The organism is Bacillus chungangensis, from assembly GCF_030812995.1.
GTDB classification, from domain to species: domain Bacteria; phylum Bacillota; class Bacilli; order Bacillales; family Bacillaceae_C; genus Bacillus_CF; species Bacillus_CF chungangensis.
Genome location: NZ_JAUSTT010000020.1, coordinates 1 through 17,502 on the forward strand (window position 1 = coordinate 1; position 17,502 = coordinate 17,502).

A 17,502-nucleotide genomic window follows, 5' to 3' on the forward strand; every position below is an offset into this window, starting at 1 on the left:
TCTTGCGAAAAATATTTTTTGTTCTTCGTTTGGATATATCCGATATTTATATGCTTTCAACATTTTCTACACCTACTTTCTGCCTTGTTTTTCAATGTACTGCTTGATTTTTTCTACAGAAGTACCGCCTGTAGTAAACAAGCAGAAACTTCTTGACCAAAACATTTCTTTCCAAATTTTTTTGCGAACAATGGGAAAGTCACGTTTTATTAGAAGAGAACTTGCACGCTTATACACATTTAGAAACTTTGATAACTCACTATTCGGATGTGCCTTAAACATGCGGTTTTTTATAATTCTATCAAACCATATTGTATAGACTAATCATAGAACAATCTTTTGGCTTACGCCAACCGAAAATTCATCTTCCACTTTCATTGGGCTATGCCCTTCACATTTAGAAGTGGGAGAATTCTTTTCAAAAATCCAGTTAAATCTACTGGCAGAACAAAAAACAGGTAGAGAAAAAAAATCGATTTTTTTCTCCACCTGTTTTCATTTTTATCCGTTTTTAAGCAGCTTTTCCAACACCTTTTGTACGGCAAATCCTTCTTTAAAAGAGATTATTTTCGCTGATTTTCCTTCTATTGCTTCGACAATGCTCGTCACGAGCAAATGATGATGATCGTTGCTTTCTACTTCAAGTAGCTGGCTTGGCTTGTCCAATGTCTGTTCTTCTAATTGCCGCCAATTTCTAAGGGTAAGAACCCTTTTCTCACCGTAAAATGTAAAAGCAATATCATCTTTCTGGCCAATGCCGCTTAATCCGTCGATTAAAATAACCGTTCCATCTTTTGCTTGTAATCTCGCAATAACACCTGTCTCACAAGCTTCCAAATTGCTAGGATAATCTACAAACGATGCAACGCTTTCGATGTCGCCGCACAATTCTAAAATAAGCTGCAAGTAATGGGGAGTTATCTCACGAATAAATCCCCCTTGTTCTCTCGTGCCAATCCAAGGGTTTTGCTGCCATTCTCTCGGCCATTTGCTAAAGTGCATCGATAATTCCACTCTTTTTATTTTCCCAATCTGGCCTGATTTGATTTTTTCGATGAACGTATTTACTTCATTGCTATATGGCAAAGGAAAATGAATAGCATGTACAACATTTGCTTGATCAGCAAGCTCCCACATTTCCTTCGCTTCCTTATACGAATTGGCAAGCGGCTTTTCACATAAGATATGCTTTCCTGCTGCTAAGACATCGACCGCCATGGCATGATGATAAGTAGGGGGAACAGCAATATATACAAGATCAATTGCTGGATCAGCAAGCATCTCTTTATAATCTGTGTATGTCGCTGCCTGATCTAGTTGTTTACTAAACTCCAATAAAAGTTCTTTATTCGTATCACAGATCGCCTTCACGTTCGTTTGGCGATGTTCATGAAATTTCCTTAACAGCCTTTCTCCTACTGCACCGAGTCCAATAATGCCAACCTGTAATTGTTGTTTCTCTTTCATCCAAACACCTACTTCTTCTGTTAATAAAACCTACTTTATTACGTTATTTATTTTATCATAAGCATGAACACATCAAAAAGATTGGCGCTACTGTGCTCACCACTTATCGGCCTTGCGGTCTGATTGAAGTGGGAGAATTCTTTTCGGAAATCCAGTTAAATCTGAATGACTCTTTTATCTATAGAATCTACAACAATGTTAATTTAACTGATTGTTTACATACAATAATGTTATTTCATTTTCTTCTTTTTAGTATCCATTTTCTCAAAACAAACAACAATCAAGTAATTTTAAAAATATGTGTTTTTTCAGTATTTACGTCCGATTGTAGTAGATTAATATGAAAGAAAAGCAGATAGTTAATAGAATAATTTATTGAACAAATTCTATCGTTTTAGCTGTTCGTTCCGCTACTGATTTCCCCATCATTTGCTCAACAAGATATAATGCCATGTTAATTCCTGAAGAAACCCCTCCAGAAGTTATAAGGTTACTATCATGTATAACTTGTCTTTCTCAATGTAAGTGAAACACCTGTTTTTCGACAAACAGTTACGTAATGCATCAATGTTAGGAGTACAGCTTCCATGTTCATGCCGATAATGACCCCGTGCATTTGAAAGTGTGGATGAGAACCAAATAAATATATGAGCAAATAACCAGCTGTTGTTGCCCACAATGCGTGATAAAGTGCATCTTTGATTAATCCAAATCCAATTAAAAAAGCCTGCAATGGTATAACAAAGAAGTGAAACAAGAAAAAAGGCCAAAGCAATTTCAAGTAGACTGCAGCGGAAGTAGATGTGAAAAACAATTGGGTAAGCGGCTCGGCAAAAAATGAAAACAATACGACAGCAGGTATACCGTACAGAAACGTCATTATTGTCACCTGCTGCAACAACTTTTTCAACTGCGGGAAGTCTTTATCTGCATATGCTTTCGAAACAGTAGGAATAAGAACAGTTAAAAACGAATGGGCAATAAAAACCGGAAAAAAGCCAATTGATAATGCAACACCGGCAAGAACACCAAATTGTTCTGTCGCAATCGTTTCAGATAAACCACTGATTACTAAAACTCCGATAATAAGAAATGGTTGGATCGCATTCGTGACTGCATGGAAGATTCGCAGCCCAGTAGCAGGAAGGGAAACAGCTAAAAGGTGCTTCCGAACATTCCTTCCACTCATTATCTGTTGCGGCTGGCGGCGCAAAGAATAAAATGGCGTGATAAAAGCCCGAAATAAATAAACAAAAACAACGACCTCACTGCCTACTAATGTCACTAATGCAATCAACAATGCTGACTCCGTTCGAAATGAAAACAATTGAAAAAGAAAAACAAGCAGGAGAAGTTGGATGACTCTGCGAAGAAAATTAGATATCGCTATTTTCCCCATTTGTTGAAGACCCATAAAATAGCCTCTCGCAATCGAAGAAAGTGAAATGATTGGAATTAAAATCACGACAAGCCAGCGAATAAATGGGTGATAGCGATGAAAGATCGGAACAAATGGAATCGTTAATACGGTAACAACCATCAGCAGCCCCATTGAAAAAATAGCTAGTTTCATCGCATGATAAAGCAAGCTGCGATGGTAGCTGCGATCATTTTCGGCAATAAATTTTGATATGGAGATGGGGAGCTCAAGACTTGCCAGCACTACTATTAAAAAAACAAGCGGCAAAATCGCCATATAAAGCCCCATTCCACCTTCTCCAAGCTCTCTAGCTAATATCATATTTATAAAGAATTCGAGACATTCACCAAGGAAAGCAGCAATCACTAAGAATAATGTTCCTTTGAAAAATGTATTCATCTAGTCCCCCTTTAAGCGCATGTTCCAAAATCGATATAGCGCATCCATTATTCGTATGAATGACGCTGCAAGGAACATTTTCAATCGTAGCCTTTTCCTATTAATATGAGACAAGCTTATAAAATATTTTAAAAAACTGGGGGAAATTTTTATTCTTGCATGCTTATCTATCTTTCTTGTTCTGGATGTACGAATCATGATCTTGTAAATAGCATCATTCAAGATAATGATTTAATCAAAAAGATTTCTTTATGCTGAAACATGAAATAATAAAAAGCACTAAACCAATAATCGCAAATATTACATTCATGCTGCTCAGTCCAGAAATCATAGATCCCATTGCCATTCCAACGTAACGAACGAAATTGAAAAGACCTAATGCAGCTCCTCTATTTTCTATAAAATTGTTACTTAGCACTGTTGCATATAAAGGAGGTACAAATCCAACCGTTAATCCATATACAAATAACACCGCTATTAAACCGACAATTGTTTTATCATTTACTAATGCAAAGAAAAACACTGTTAATGTCATCAGCAAATTAATCGTGATAAATAATCTATTTAAGTGAAATTTAGTTTGTAAATATTTAAACAAAAAGCTGCCTACTATCATACTGATCGTTAAAGGCAAATAGAGCATGCCAACTGCTCGCAGCGACACATGATAAACGTCCGTTAAGAGAGTAGGCAAATAAACCAAGATGCCAAAGTACGTAAAAAATATCGCGAAACCGAGAACGAGAACCATCAATCCAGTCTGATTTGAAAATATATCGCGATATTTTACTACAATATCATGGAACTCAAATTTATTTTTTACATTACGTTTGTCTGGAGGCAATAATGTAAAAGATAAAAGCAACAATATGATTGACATAACAAATAGGAAAATAAAGATACCTCTATAACCATACCAATCTCCCAAAAATCCACCTAATAAAGGCGCTAATGCAGGTGCAATGGACAAAATAATTTGATATGTGCCCATCGCATTTCCTCTTTCTGTACCTTCGAATAATGCCGCAATGCTGTGGACGGCTATTAATGGCAGTGCTGCAGTGCCGATCGCCTGACAAATACGACAAACTAAAAACAAAGAAAAACTTGATGTGAATGCTGCCGTAATCGTTGATACACTAGTTAAAAACAAGCCAAAAATGACAATGTTTTTTTGATTTTTGAAATCGATTATAAACCCTAATACGACTTGTAAGATCGCCGTAATAAAGATAAAAATCCCTACAGAAAAATGTACTACATTTAAGGAAACGCCAAACGAATTCCTAATTAAAGGTATAATTGGTGTATATATATTTTGATTTAAAGATGCAAAGAAAGTACTGATGCATAATAGATAGAAAAGCAATTGTTTGTTATTAACATCTGCTGTCATTGTGCATTATCCTTTCTATAGGTTATTCGCTATGCTTTTTAAAAAACGATTAATAACTGCAAGTTCCTCATCGCTAAACTCTTGTAAAATGTCAATATACTTTTGTTTTGCTTTTTCATGAAGCTGCTCGTGCAGCAAAGCAAGTCTTTCCCCTGATTCAGTTAATGTGTAATAAATTTCTTTTTTATTATCTTTTAATTCTTTTTCAATCATGATTTCTTGCTTCAATAATTTTTTTGTTGCTTTCGTAATAGCTGCTCTTGTTAAATCTAGTTTCTCTGCCAACATTCTATTATTAGCCATTTTTTCAGCCTTCATAACAGCGACAATATGAAGTTGTGTTAGAGTCCATTCTTGGGCAATAACATTGCCTTCCTCATCAAAACGTTTATCTGTCACTCTCTTTTTATGCGCTGCTTCCCTTTTAGTAATTAGATGTTGCAGTGAATGTATCACTTGTTCATAACTCGCCATGCAAACTCCTCCTCTTTTTGTTAACCGGTTAACAATTTATTTGATTTAAATAATACAAAAAACCATTTTATTTGTCAATAAAATGGTTTGATAAGCAACAAATTTATTTAAACAGAAGAAGAAAAAAGACTATTTATCCATGTTTGAAAAATAATCTTTTTCTTCTTTAAAACAAAAAATTTCAGAATGACAAGCTTAGAAAAGATGGAATGTCATTTTGAAGCAAATCGGAAAGAACAGCGGCCAAAAGACGCTGTTATATGTCCTTTTAGTCATCCTTCTTTCATGATCTTCGTTTTACTAGCCTTATAGCCTTTGCCAATTAACTCATGAACACTATGAATCGTCACATAGGCTTTTTCATCAATTTCATGAATAATATGCTTTAGCTGGACGATTTCTTGTTTATTGATGACGAGATACAAGACTTCTTTATTACTTCCAGTATAGCCTCCTCGTCCTTCCAGCACCGTCAATCCACGCGACATATGGGTGGTAATCATTTTAAGTACTTCATCCGGTGCATTTGACATAATTAATACCGCTACTTTTTCATCAATACCTTCTACCATAAAATCAATCGTTTTTGCTCCAACATAAACAGCAATTAACGTGTACATCGCTTTTTCTTGCCCAATGATAAAAACAGAACCGACTACAACGACAATATCAATGATAAGCATGCCTTTTCCGATGCTCCAGCCTAAATATTGATGAGCTAATCGCGCTAATATTGCCGATCCTCCTGACGTGCCGCCTGCACGAAAAATGAGGCCGATCCCGATACCAACAAATAGTCCCGCGAACAGCGCTGCTAATAACGTATCGCTGCTAAGATCCATGCCAATATTTTCTGTCATTAATAAAAAAAAGGAAGAAGCGATGATCGAAACGATTGTATATACGATGGTTCGCTTATTAAAAAATTTAAAACCAATGATTAACAAAACGCCATTTAAAACAAAGTTTACAATCCCAGGAGACCAACCAAACAAGTAATAAGCTATAACAGTTAATCCTATAATGCCACCCTCTGATAAACGGTTTGGAATCGCAAAATAATGAATGCCAATTGCAAATATAAAGGAACCGATTATAATGAGGAAAATATCTCTCACAGTCTTTTTCATATTCTCATCCTTGTCTCTTTTTCATACTGTCATCAGATGTTTTGATTATACAACAAAAAAATAGCCGCGGATACAAACCGCAGCATTTTTTTCCCATTTCTAACCGAGAGCAAACTCACCCGACAATCAGTGAAAAAGGAAGAGTTTAGCTCTTTTTCGTCTCTTCTAAGATGGCAAAAATAATTTCTGCACTTTTCGTGTTATCGATCAGACCCGCAAACAATTCTTTTCCCGGACCATATGCATAGACATTTACTTCTTCTGCAGTATGGCCGTTTGTTGTCCAACCAGTATGAGAACGAGCATCAAAGATCCGCTTTATTGTATTGTTTATTTTCGCCAAATAGTAGTGACGATCTTCTTTATTCGATGCTATGTGATACTCATCTGCTGCTTTTTGTACTGATTCTATTTCTTCCACAGTCAGTTCTAGATCAATATACATAGTTAGCGTTTCTTCTACATCTTCACCACTGGCAATTTCTTCTGTCATAAATGCTGGGGTTCGTTTTGCGGCTTTAATGACAGATGGATTCCAGTTATAAATGCCATTTCCATCTTCATCATTAGCACCTAATGACAACCCTCCAGTTGAGTGGTCTGCTGTTGCAATGACTAGCGTATGTGGATCATTCTTCGCATAGTCAATCGCTGCTTTGAATGCTTGCTCAAAATCTTCCATTTCACTCATTGCGCCAACGATATCATTATCATGGCCGGCCCAGTCGATTTGGCTTCCCTCCACCATCAAAAAGAAACCATTTTCATTCTTGCTTAAACGCTCAAGCGCCGCTGTCGTCATTTCCGTTAAAGAAGGCGTTTCATTTGTACGATCCAGCATTTTAGGCAAGCCACCTTCGGCAAAGAGACCGAGAATTTGATTATTTTTATCGTTTAAAAGTTCATCTCGATTTGTGACATAGCTAAAACCATCTTGCTGAAACGCTTCCGCCAAATTACGATCGCTGCGCACAAAATTCTTTTTGCCGCCGCCAAGCATAACGTCAATTTTATGCTTCCCATTAACAAGTTCATCATAGTAATCGTCAGCGATTTCATCCATGTTTTTACGGCTCTCATTATGAGCGCCATACGCTGCTGGAGTCGCATGGGTAATTTCCGATGTCGCTACCAGACCTGTTGCTTTGCCATTTTCTTTCGCTTGTTCTAAAACAGTTTGAACTTTATTTTTATCATGATCTACTGCAATTGCATTGTTATATGTTTTCACACCACTAGACATCGCTGTTGCCGCCGAGGCAGAATCCGTAATATTTTCACGCCCATCATCTGGATATGTAGTCTGTTGGCCTACTAAGTAATGATCGAACTCGGTAAGTTCCATTTCTTTTGTCTCAGGATCATTCTTCATATAACGAAGTGCAGTCATATAGGAGACACCCATGCCATCCCCAATGAGAAAAATGATATTTTTAATCTCTTTCTTTTCTTCCAACTCCGCTTTTACTGGTGATGTGTAAGCTCCTCCAAATACGATTGCTGTCAATACAGATGTCATCATTGCTAAGGCCAGTATTTTCTTTGCTACCTTTTTCTTCATCACATTTATCCCTCCACATTTTATTTTCTCCACATTCAGTTTAAAAAAACGACTTAAATTTCTCATAAATATCTTGTTAAGAGATTGTAAAGAAGATAAAGTGAAGCTTCTATCAGTGGTCAAAGGCTAAGATCGTAAACGTCCTCAAAAAGGAAACCGCTTTTTCTTCGTGCTGATGCCCAAACCAATCGAACATTTGACTTTCAGTTATTCCCCACCTAGCGCTTCTGATTCCTCTTACTCCCCGAGGTGGGGGGCTTACTGCCAATTAGATGTGGGATAAAAAGGAAATCAACTGATAGCTCACTGGTAGATTGGGCTTATTTTTTGCTCGTTTCGGCTTGTAAATATAAAGATGGTTGATAACTAGCCTGCTTATTTCTGTTCATCACTCAATCAAGTCATCTGAACTCAATTGAGCGGGAAGGGGCTGTCCTAAAAAGTGATATAAATAACTTTTAGGACAGCCCTTTAGAGAAACAGCTTTATTCACTTATCTCTTTCACGACAATTGTTCTCTATTAAACAATGATTCTGCATATTGACAATAAGCGCTGTATAACTTCCTTGTCCACACCCCTTCACAGCCCGGATACTCCTGCCCAGAGATTCGTGAAACAGGAATGATTTCTTGAATGGAATTTGTGAAAAATACTTCCTTTGCATCTTTTAGCACATCAGGCTCATAAAATCCTTCTTCAATCGAAAGCTGATATATGCTTGCCAATCGCAAAATAAATTGTCTCGTGATCCCATTTAAAATCCCAGTTTCGACTGCTGGTGTATATAGTATGCCATTTTTAATCCAAAACAAATTAGACACAATTCCCTCTGCTAAATACCCTTCCTCTGTAAGAAAAATGCCTTCCTTCTTAGGATCAGAACCTATTTCCCGTTTCGCAGCAATATTATTTAAATAGTGATGGGACTTTAACCGCATCGTTGTTTCAGGTGAATTGCGGCGCTGCTTTAAGAACACTGCTTCTTTTGCTACAAAGCGATGTGTTGGCAGCGCTTTTTGAAAAACAATGATCGTCGGCTCTTGATAAGGTTCTGTTTGTAGACCAATATCGCCGACACCTGCTGATATATTAAAACGTATATAACTGTCTTCCAACTGATTCACTTTGCACAGGTTATCAATGATTGCCAATACTTCATCCCGTCTAAATGTATACATGATATTGACATGATGTAAGCTTGATTGAATGCGATCTAAATGATCATCTAACAAAAATGGATGACGATGATACGTACGCATCGTTTCAAAGAGCCCAAGCCCGTATAAATAGCCATGGTCATAAGCAGAGATAGTTGCTTCCTCTTGCTTCACTATCTCTCCATTCAAATAAATATACACAGCTTGCTTCACTTCCTTTCAAGAAATGATGTTAATAGGACTGTTTTTGAAGTTAGGTTGTCTGTTTTGCATCACTGCTATAAGCAAGAAAGTTTTTAAGCAGCTGTTTTCCATGTGTAGTCAAAATTGATTCTGGGTGAAACTGAACCCCTTCAACCGCCAGCTCCCGGTGGCGAATCCCCATGATCTCACCCTCCTCTGTCCAAGCAGTTATTTCAAGACAGTCAGGCAGCGTCTCTCGCTTTACAATGAGAGAATGATAACGTGCAGCTGTAAATGAGCGCTCTACATCTTGAAATATGCCGTTTGCATGATGATATATAACAGATGTTTTTCCATGCATCAGCTTAGGTGCACGAATAACCTCGCCGCCAAAAGCTTCGGCAATTGCCTGATGGCCAAGACAAATACCCAAAATAGGGATCTCTCCAGAAAAATGACGGATCACATTTAAAGAAATGCCTGCTTTCTTTGGCGTCGATGGACCTGGAGAAATAACCAAATGGGAAGGAGCAAGCTGACCAATCTCCTCTAATGTCAGTTCATCGTTTCGCCTTACAACGATCTCCACTCCTAACTCGCCGAAATAATGGACGACATTGTATGTAAAAGAATCATAGTTATCAATGAGCAGAATCATAGATATTTTCCTTCCCTTCCGCTTTTTCTTTTGCCCGCCAAAGCGCTTCGGCCTTTTTTAACGATTCTCTGTACTCGTTTCGTGGATGGGAATCAATCACAACACCCGCTCCGGCTTGTACATATCCTTTGCCATCTTTAGCAATAAGTGTTCGAATAACGATATTCAATTGTACATCTTCATTAAAGCCAATCCATCCGATTGAACCAGTGTAAAGACCCCTTTTTACTGGCTCTAACTCCTCAATAATCTCCATCGTGCGAATTTTCGGCGCCCCAGTAATTGTCCCTCCAGGAAACATTGCTTCAATGAGATCGTAGCTATTTTTGTCAGCTGCTAACTCTCCGCGAACATTAGATACAATATGCATAACATGGGAATATTTTTCTATCGCCATTAATTCGTTCACTTCTACACTGCCATATGTACAAACACGCCCTAAATCATTTCGTTCTAAATCTACAACCATCACATGCTCTGCTCGTTCTTTCTCATTTTCAATTAAATCTTTAGCAAGTGCGGCATCCTCTACCTCATTTTGTCCCCGTGGACGTGTTCCCGCAATTGGCCTTGTGCTTACTTTTTTGCCTTCTTTTTTCACTAATAATTCTGGTGATCCGCAAACAACTTGAAAAGCTGGTGTATGTATATAACCCATATAAGGAGATGGATTAAGCTTTCTTAGCTCTTGATATATTTGCAACGCTGGAACGTGTAAAGACTGTGATTGTCTTACAGACAAGTTCACTTGATAAGTGTCGCCGTCAGCAATATAAGCTTGAATTTTCTCCACTGCTTCCATATATTCAGCTTCGGATAAAGAAACTTCCAGCTCGCTGCTATCTGTCTTTGATAACAGCTGTTTATCTTCAGGTTTTGCTGGGATACTCCAATCTTTTGCTGCTGCTTCTAATTTTTCTAAAGCTTGCTGTCCTTTTGTAGTATCATCAATAATCGATAACTCCAAGGTTTGCTTTTCATGATCGAATATTGCCCATTCATGGAACACGAGAAAGTAGAGAACAGGCAATTCAATATCATCCTGTGCTTTATTAGGAAGCGATTCAAGATATTGAGCATAGTCATAGCTAATGTATCCAATTGCTCCACCTTGAAAGCCCGACATATTTTGATCATATGGCATTGAATATCTTTGCATCCATTTTTCTAGGGCGCGAAGCGGTTTGCCATCTATATATTCGCTGTTGTCTTTCGTCGCAACTTCAATGCCATCTTCACGAGCGGCGACCCTTGCGAATGGTTTCAAGCCAGCGATACTGTAGCGCCCGCTCCGGCCACTCTCTAATAACACATGATAGGGCTCGTTTGCCGTCAATCTTTGATATTGAGTAAAAAATTGTTCTCTTGTGAAGGGAAGTTCCTTCTTATATATCTTTTTTTCACTCATGACACTCACTCCTCTTCACCTGTAAAATATGAAGCAATAATCATTGCAGCATTATCGCTAGCTATCTACAATATACATGAATTATGACAAAGTAACACTGACTATTTTTTTGTTTTTCATTGTAAAAGCTCATTACTTATGCTAATGTATACATAACTTTTACAGAACGGAGGGTTCCGAATGTATTCAGTAAAATTCCGATTTCACGCTTGTGCCGCTAATTAAATAGTGCTCAAAGGCTCTGCCTGTGGGTAGAGTAATCGGGATTGGTCTGCCTATTTTTAAGGAACCTAACTTTATATTCCTATAAAAAAGAGGGAGCGACGACGAGTCTGCCTCTTTTTTGCTGTCTTTAAAAATAGAACATACGATGATGAGAGCAAATCTTCTCGTTCCTTGCGACCCGCAGACAAGGAATGAATGAATGTGCATTTTTTTGCTGTGCTTTCGCATTGATTCAGCAAGCTTTCATATAATTTTTGCACCTTCTGCTTATCATCCGCTTCCATTACTCTAAATGCAGGCAACTAGCCTGTATTTTTATTTTAAAATGAAACGGAGGCAGTCGAAAACATGGAACAAAAGCAAAAAGCAATTGTAGTAGGTATCAACCTTCATCACCAAGAGGACTTTGCGTACCAAATGGAAGAGCTATGTCATTTAGCAAGTGCTTGTGATGTTGAAGTGGTTGGTGAATTGACGCAGCATTTAAACCGCATCCATTCATCTCACTATATTGGAAAAGGAAAAGTACAAGAACTATTAGCATTCATTTTAGAAACTGGTGCAAATATGGTCATTTTTAACGATGAGCTTTCACCTTCGCAAATTCGCAATCTTGAAGCAGACTTATCATGCAAAATCGTTGATCGCACTTTATTAATTTTAGATATTTTTGCTGATCGTGCTAAGACGCGTGAAGCGAAGCTGCAAATCGAAACAGCTTATTTACATTACATGCTCCCCCGCTTAGTTGGAATGCGTAAATCTTTAGGCCGGCAAAGCGGCGGCGTTGGTACGAAAAACAAGGGTGTTGGTGAAAAAAAATTAGAGCTTGATCGGCGGAAAATCGAGGAAAGAATAACGGCTTTAAATAAGGAATTAGAAGCACTTGCAGCTCAACGAGAAACACAACGTAAGCAGCGGCAAAAAAAGGGACTCCCTGTCGTCTCCTTAGTTGGCTATACAAACGCAGGCAAATCAACCATCATGAATACACTGATAGAAATATTTCACCACGATACCCATAAGCAAGTTTTCGAGAAAGATATGTTATTTGCAACATTAGAAACATCGGTCAGAAACATCACATTGCCAGATAACAAATCATTTTTATTAACAGATACTGTTGGTTTCGTGAATAAATTGCCGCATCACCTCGTAAAAGCATTCCGGTCAACGCTCGAAGAAGCGATAAACGCAGATTTGCTCATTCACGTTGTTGATTTTTCAAATCCTCAATATAAGCAATTGATGCAGATTACAATAGAAACATTACAAAACATCGGAATCACAGATATGCCAGTCATCTACGTTTTTAATAAAGCTGATTTAACGGATAAACAAATTCCGTACGTCGAAAATAATGGTGTCTATCTTTCTGCGAAACAGAAAATTGGCATCGATGAATTGATACAAATGATTCGCAAACACATTTTTACAGACTATAAATACTGTCAAATGCTGATCCCCTACGATCAAGGCAATGTAGTCTCATATTTTAACGAAAACGCCCATGTCCTTTCTACTAGCTATGAACATAATGGTACAATCCTTGCGTTAGAATGCAAGGCAATAGACGCTGAAAAATATAAGCATTTTATTTTGCATGAACAATAAAGTGAAACTTCCATGAGTGGGGGTTTTCTCTCAACCCCCACTCATGAGAAGTAGAACAAAGGCTAAGATCTCAGGCGTCCTCGAAAAAGGAAACCGCTTTTTCTTCGTGCGATGTATCACTGCCGAAGCTTTCCTTGTCCTGTTGCAACGCCTTTATAACCGACATCCTCGAAAAAGAAAAGCACTTTTTCTTCGTGCGATGTTGATTCAAGAAGCTTTCCTTATCCTGTCGGCCCGAAGCAATCGGATATTTGACTTACAGTTATCCCCACCTAGCGCTTCTGATTCCTCCTACTTCCCGAGGTGGGGGTCTTGACTCGTCAGTTAGAAGTGGGATAAAAAACGAAGGATGATCCAGCCTATACAATTGGATCATCCTTCGTTTTTGCTTATCCAACCTCTTGAAGTTGAATAGGTATTGAACGTAGTCCCTTCTTTTCTAAATATCCGTTCAGTTCTCCTATATAAATCAATTCAAGTGCGTGAGAAGCTGATAATTGCTGTGGAGTAACATTTGCTGATGATCGATTGACAAGAGGAGTTCCCATTGTTTCAAAAACAGCTGCTACAAATTGCGAACAAAAATAAGCATTTTTTCTTTTCATTTTTTTGTTTAAAATAATCGCAATGAGTCCAAGTAGATTATATTTATACTGCGCTTGATTTGCTTTCATCTCTAATATATGTTTATGTATTTTTTCATAATCGTTATCACTTACCTTACAGCGGTAAATCGCACATTTCGCTTTTTCAAAAAGCTTTCCTTCCATATTTTCATGTACAAATCCGCCGATAAAAGGGTTGTGGGGCCTTTTCCTGCCAAAGCTGTAAACCTCTTTTAGTTGCCGATCTAAGGCAATAGAAGCATGATTATAAGGCGCTCTCGTATACAATTTTATGAGTCTTGTAAAAATTGTTCCTGTATCAGTAAGCAATATATATATTTCTTTTGCCATTATCTTTACCTCGCAATCTTTTAGATGGCATCTCAAAAATTCAAGAATGATTTGAAAATGTATCTTGAGAGAAACGAAGTTTTTCCTTTTTTAAATGGCATGAGCAGATTTGCCTCTTGATAAAAGATAGAAGGATCACTTCGTATATCTCTATATCACTATTTATAGATTACGGGATTAGCAAACCTTGCAAAACGAACCGAAGCTGTATTTTCCACTCAGACCACAGACTTACTCGTGTCATTCAATTACTGTTGACTTTTCAAGCGATCATAAATGAAACATTCGCTCAAAAATTTTTAGAACAAACGTGATATAATGTCAGTTAGAAGGGGTGATATTGTGGAGACAAATACGCCGCATAAACAAGATAAAATGGTACGAAAAGATTGTCCATTTCAAGCAGAGGATGGAATGTTCATTGCTGCTTACAAATGGTTTGACCCTTCATCGCAGCATATTCGTGGCATTATTCAAATCTCACACGGTATGGCAGAACACATTTTGAGATACGAGGCATTTGCCTACTTCTTAGTCAAAAAAGGATTTATTGTCTATGGACATGATCATCGCGGCCACGGAAGAACAGCTGCTAAAGAAGATGACATCGGTTATTTCGCTGATCAAGACGGGTTTGAACAAGTTGTTCGCGATATGAAAACATTTACTGACAAAATTGCACTAGCACATCCTAACATTCCGATTGTTTTGTTTGGACATAGTATGGGGTCGTTTATCACTAGGCGCTATATTCAATTGTATGGCACTGATATTCATGGCGCTATTATTAGTGGAACAGGCGGCGATCCTGGGATATTAGGGAGACTTGGAAAATCGATTGCAAGAAGAGAATGCATGAAACGAGGACGCCGGACAAAAAGCCCTTTATTGGATAAGTTATCTTTCGGAAGCTTTAACAAACAATTTAAACCAAATCGAACTCCGTTTGATTGGCTAAGCAGAGATGAAAAACAAGTAGATTTATATATAAAGGATGAATATTGTGGAAATATTTTCACAGCAGGTTTCTTTGCAGACCTTTTCGATGGTTTGCATCTCATCCATTTGCCGCAGGAAATAGCAAAAATACCAAAAGATTTGCCGCTTCTCTTTATTGCTGGCGATCGAGATCCAGTAGGGAAAAATGGAAAGGCTGTTCTTAAAGTAGTAGAACAATATAAACAAGCCGGCATGCAGCAAGTTTCTGTCATTTTATATGAACAGGCCCGCCATGAATTGCTTCAGGAAAAAAATCGAGAAGAAGTATTCAAAGATATTGAAGCGTGGCTAAGCAGCATGATTTGACACTCCCACGGCTAAAGCCGCAAGTAGACTAACTTCTGTGGGATTCTTGCTGCCAGAGAACGAGTGTATTTCTGCTGCGGTGGACGTGCAAGATTACGGTGTGCCATCACCACTCCGCATCCAGTGCATATAGCAGATACGGCACTCGTTCTGTTACCAAACAGTTAGCTTATTGCGTGTTCTAAATGTTTTAACGTCTTGTTCTTGACGACACATATCGTTTTACGGATAGCGTGAGTTAAGGCTATCCAACCTCTTACTATATCTAGTTTTAAATGAACACAATGGACTTAGGGAAATGAATCAACTATTATTGCTATCTCAAAAAAAGCCCCCGTTAGAACAATAACGTTGCACCCTATGTAATCGGTCTTATCGACTTGAAATTACCTCGTATATTTTATCGCCAATTTTAGATACCGATAGTGTGCCATCCACAATGATGTCCGAATTCGGTTTAATTGTTTTTAGCATTTCAAGATAGCCCCGTCTTCCTTGTGAAATGTAGTTTTCCATTTCAATCAAAATACTTTCATTAGAACTATTTCTAAAATCTCTTATTACTCGACGTGCCATTGCAATATCCAATGGAGTATCAATAAACACAGTTAAATCAATCAATTTACTTGTTTTAGAGTGTTTATAAGCAAATGGAAAATCAAGCACAATGTAATCTAAAGGTTCAGAGAGTAATCCTTTTAAATCTCTAATTAACGGAGCCAAGTTCCATTCGTCATAATTAGCTCCCTTATCAACCCAATCAATCATGTCATTCGGAACATCAAAATCATAGTCATCAAAAAATAGTGTTTTAGAATTATGTAATCTTTCGTTTAAATGTTTTGCAATTGTTGTTTTTCCTCCACCAGATACTCCAGCAATGGCAATAACAAGTGGTAGCTTTCCTTTATTCATAACATTCGCCCCCCCCTATTTTCAAATGGTCTTCTTTTACAAACCTGCTCCGTTCAATAACATAGATTCTTATATTTCTTCTAATTTATATACTTCATCTCACTCTATTACATAAGCTGCCGCATGTATTTTAAAGGTTTTCCAGACCGTTTATTTGCATCAATGTGCTTCATAAATAATTTTTCCGATGTCTGTTAAATCATAATCTCCCATCCCTCCTAGTTCTTTCTGAAAAGAGTTAGATTGTAAAATGTCAAGTAAACCTTGCCGGTACTTTTCGTTTCCAGTTTTTTTCAGGATCACAAGATCATAGCTTTCTTTTATTAATGGAATAAACGAGACATCTACCATTCTCGACGGTTTTTCTATTCCAATTCCAACATCAGCTGTACCCCTAGCTACTGCAGAAGCTACGCTAATATGTGTTTGTTCTTCATTGTCATAACCATGAATATCCTTTTTGGCTAGATGATGAAGGAGCAGCTGTTCATCTACTAACACCCTTGCACCTGATCCTTTTTCCCGATTGACCATTACGACATCATCACGCATTAAATCCTCCCATGATTGAATCTTTTTAGGATTTCCTTTTTTGACATAAAAACCTGCCCACCTTGCTAATAAGTGCACGACGAGAAAAGAATGTCCTGATAAAATTCTTTTCACATAAGGAAGATTGTATGATCCTGATTCCCCATCAAATAAATGCATACTGACCAAATCACATTCGCCGTTATACATATCGATTAAACTATTTAAGCTCCCTGTATATGACCTTAATGTACGGATTCCCAGATGCTGCTGTAAACGATTGGACAATAAATCAAGCGCGATATCTTGGCCGCTAATCACCAAGCTTTTTCCAGCAGGAGCACTTGCTGCCTCATCTGAGATAACCGACTTTTTCTTCCCGCCGGTCTTTTGTTTCTCCTTATAGTCCTTGAGGTCGCTTTCATCAATTCTCATTTGTCTGCCTACGCGATAACTATTTAATTCTCCCTTTTTAATTAAATCATAGACTGTCAGCTTAGAAACTCTTAGCATTGCCGCTATTTCTTCAATCGTATAAGACTGCTCTTGCGCCATTTCCAATCACCTCTTTCTATGATGCGGCGTCATTAACAAAAGTAGACCTCGCTCATTGTCTAGCATGTACTTGTGTAAGTTCTTGATATTCTTGCTAGATATATCTTGCAGGGAATCATGCGAGAATCTTCACATTTGGTAAAATA

15 protein-coding genes and 1 pseudogene are annotated in these 17,502 nt (G+C 37.7%); 2 read left to right on the top strand and 14 right to left on the bottom strand.

Going from position 1 to position 17,502, the window contains the following annotated elements; genetic code table 11:
• From J2S08_RS22575 to J2S08_RS15350, 11 genes and pseudogenes are all read right to left on the bottom strand, one after another.
• On the bottom strand, nt 1-63 hold a 63-nt coding region (locus J2S08_RS22575; protein WP_370875695.1), incomplete at its 3' end, for a helix-turn-helix domain-containing protein.
• A 9-nt stretch (nt 64-72) separates the two neighbouring features.
• Nucleotides 73-282: pseudogene (gene tnpA / locus J2S08_RS15305) on the bottom strand (IS200/IS605 family transposase); the annotation flags it as partial.
• 219 nt (nt 283-501) lie between these two features.
• On the bottom strand, nt 502-1,467 hold the full coding sequence (locus J2S08_RS15310; RefSeq protein ID WP_307230998.1) for a Gfo/Idh/MocA family protein: 966 nt from the start codon (nt 1,465-1,467) through the stop codon (nt 502-504).
• A gap of 496 nt (nt 1,468-1,963) precedes the next feature.
• Nucleotides 1,964-3,286, bottom strand: coding sequence for a polysaccharide biosynthesis protein (locus tag J2S08_RS15315; RefSeq protein WP_307231000.1), 1,323 nt, complete (start codon nt 3,284-3,286; stop codon nt 1,964-1,966).
• Nucleotides 3,287-3,521: 235 nt separating this feature from the next.
• Nucleotides 3,522-4,682: an MFS transporter gene (locus tag J2S08_RS15320; RefSeq protein ID WP_307231002.1), complete on the bottom strand. Its 1,161-nt coding sequence runs from the start codon at nt 4,680-4,682 to the stop codon at nt 3,522-3,524.
• Between the two features lie 15 nt (nt 4,683-4,697).
• Complete coding sequence (locus tag J2S08_RS15325; RefSeq protein WP_307231004.1) at nt 4,698-5,156, bottom strand: MarR family transcriptional regulator; 459 nt, start codon at nt 5,154-5,156, stop codon at nt 4,698-4,700.
• 272 nt (nt 5,157-5,428) lie between these two features.
• Nucleotides 5,429-6,286: a YitT family protein gene (locus tag J2S08_RS15330; RefSeq protein ID WP_307231006.1), complete on the bottom strand. Its 858-nt coding sequence runs from the start codon at nt 6,284-6,286 to the stop codon at nt 5,429-5,431.
• A gap of 145 nt (nt 6,287-6,431) precedes the next feature.
• On the bottom strand, nt 6,432-7,847 hold the full coding sequence (locus J2S08_RS15335) for an alkaline phosphatase (protein ID WP_307231008.1): 1,416 nt from the start codon (nt 7,845-7,847) through the stop codon (nt 6,432-6,434).
• Between the two features lie 502 nt (nt 7,848-8,349).
• Nucleotides 8,350-9,207: an aminodeoxychorismate lyase gene (pabC, locus tag J2S08_RS15340; RefSeq protein ID WP_307231010.1), complete on the bottom strand. Its 858-nt coding sequence runs from the start codon at nt 9,205-9,207 to the stop codon at nt 8,350-8,352.
• Nucleotides 9,208-9,259: 52 nt separating this feature from the next.
• Nucleotides 9,260-9,847, bottom strand: coding sequence for an anthranilate synthase component II (locus J2S08_RS15345; RefSeq protein ID WP_307231012.1), 588 nt, complete (start codon nt 9,845-9,847; stop codon nt 9,260-9,262).
• On the bottom strand, nt 9,831-11,255 hold the full coding sequence (locus tag J2S08_RS15350) for an anthranilate synthase component I family protein (RefSeq protein WP_307231014.1): 1,425 nt from the start codon (nt 11,253-11,255) through the stop codon (nt 9,831-9,833). The genes J2S08_RS15345 and J2S08_RS15350 overlap by 17 nt, the downstream gene beginning before the upstream one ends.
• Before the next feature lie 573 nt (nt 11,256-11,828).
• Here J2S08_RS15350 and hflX point away from each other — a divergent pair.
• Nucleotides 11,829-13,094 carry a GTPase HflX gene (gene hflX, locus J2S08_RS15355; protein WP_307231016.1) on the top strand — a complete coding sequence of 422 codons (1,266 nt, stop codon included), beginning with the start codon at nt 11,829-11,831 and terminating at the stop codon, nt 13,092-13,094.
• A gap of 389 nt (nt 13,095-13,483) precedes the next feature.
• Here hflX and J2S08_RS15360 read toward each other — a convergent pair whose 3' ends face one another.
• The gene (locus J2S08_RS15360) at nt 13,484-14,050 is read right to left on the bottom strand and encodes a C40 family peptidase (protein WP_307231018.1); all 567 of its coding nucleotides are present in this window, start codon (nt 14,048-14,050) and stop codon (nt 13,484-13,486) included.
• 342 nt (nt 14,051-14,392) lie between these two features.
• Between J2S08_RS15360 and J2S08_RS15365 the strand changes: the two genes are divergently transcribed.
• Nucleotides 14,393-15,355, top strand: coding sequence for an alpha/beta hydrolase (locus tag J2S08_RS15365; RefSeq protein ID WP_307231020.1), 963 nt, complete (start codon nt 14,393-14,395; stop codon nt 15,353-15,355).
• A gap of 372 nt (nt 15,356-15,727) precedes the next feature.
• Here J2S08_RS15365 and J2S08_RS15370 read toward each other — a convergent pair whose 3' ends face one another.
• Together J2S08_RS15370 and J2S08_RS15375 are read right to left on the bottom strand one after the other, a co-directional pair.
• Nucleotides 15,728-16,270 (bottom strand): AAA family ATPase, encoded by a 543-nt coding sequence (locus tag J2S08_RS15370; RefSeq protein WP_307231022.1) that lies wholly within the window; start codon nt 16,268-16,270, stop codon nt 15,728-15,730.
• 159 nt (nt 16,271-16,429) lie between these two features.
• Nucleotides 16,430-17,356, bottom strand: coding sequence for a helix-turn-helix transcriptional regulator (locus J2S08_RS15375; protein ID WP_307231024.1), 927 nt, complete (start codon nt 17,354-17,356; stop codon nt 16,430-16,432).
• Nucleotides 17,357-17,502: the final 146 nt, after the last annotated feature.

Coding starts and splice junctions, on each gene's coding strand:
- J2S08_RS15325 (WP_307231004.1), bottom strand. CDS start 5,156: ATGGCGAGTTATGAACAAGTGATACATTCACTGCAACATCTAATTACT.
- J2S08_RS15320 (WP_307231002.1), bottom strand. CDS start 4,682: ATGACAGCAGATGTTAATAACAAACAATTGCTTTTCTATCTATTATGC.
- J2S08_RS15350 (WP_307231014.1), bottom strand. CDS start 11,255: ATGAGTGAAAAAAAGATATATAAGAAGGAACTTCCCTTCACAAGAGAA.
- J2S08_RS15360 (WP_307231018.1), bottom strand. CDS start 14,050: ATGGCAAAAGAAATATATATATTGCTTACTGATACAGGAACAATTTTT.
- hflX (WP_307231016.1), top strand. CDS start 11,829: ATGGAACAAAAGCAAAAAGCAATTGTAGTAGGTATCAACCTTCATCAC.
- J2S08_RS15345 (WP_307231012.1), bottom strand. CDS start 9,847: ATGATTCTGCTCATTGATAACTATGATTCTTTTACATACAATGTCGTC.
- J2S08_RS15375 (WP_307231024.1), bottom strand. CDS start 17,356: ATGGCGCAAGAGCAGTCTTATACGATTGAAGAAATAGCGGCAATGCTA.
- J2S08_RS15310 (WP_307230998.1), bottom strand. CDS start 1,467: ATGAAAGAGAAACAACAATTACAGGTTGGCATTATTGGACTCGGTGCA.
- J2S08_RS15335 (WP_307231008.1), bottom strand. CDS start 7,847: ATGAAGAAAAAGGTAGCAAAGAAAATACTGGCCTTAGCAATGATGACA.
- J2S08_RS15315 (WP_307231000.1), bottom strand. CDS start 3,286: ATGAATACATTTTTCAAAGGAACATTATTCTTAGTGATTGCTGCTTTC.
- J2S08_RS15370 (WP_307231022.1), bottom strand. CDS start 16,270: ATGAATAAAGGAAAGCTACCACTTGTTATTGCCATTGCTGGAGTATCT.
- J2S08_RS15330 (WP_307231006.1), bottom strand. CDS start 6,286: ATGAAAAAGACTGTGAGAGATATTTTCCTCATTATAATCGGTTCCTTT.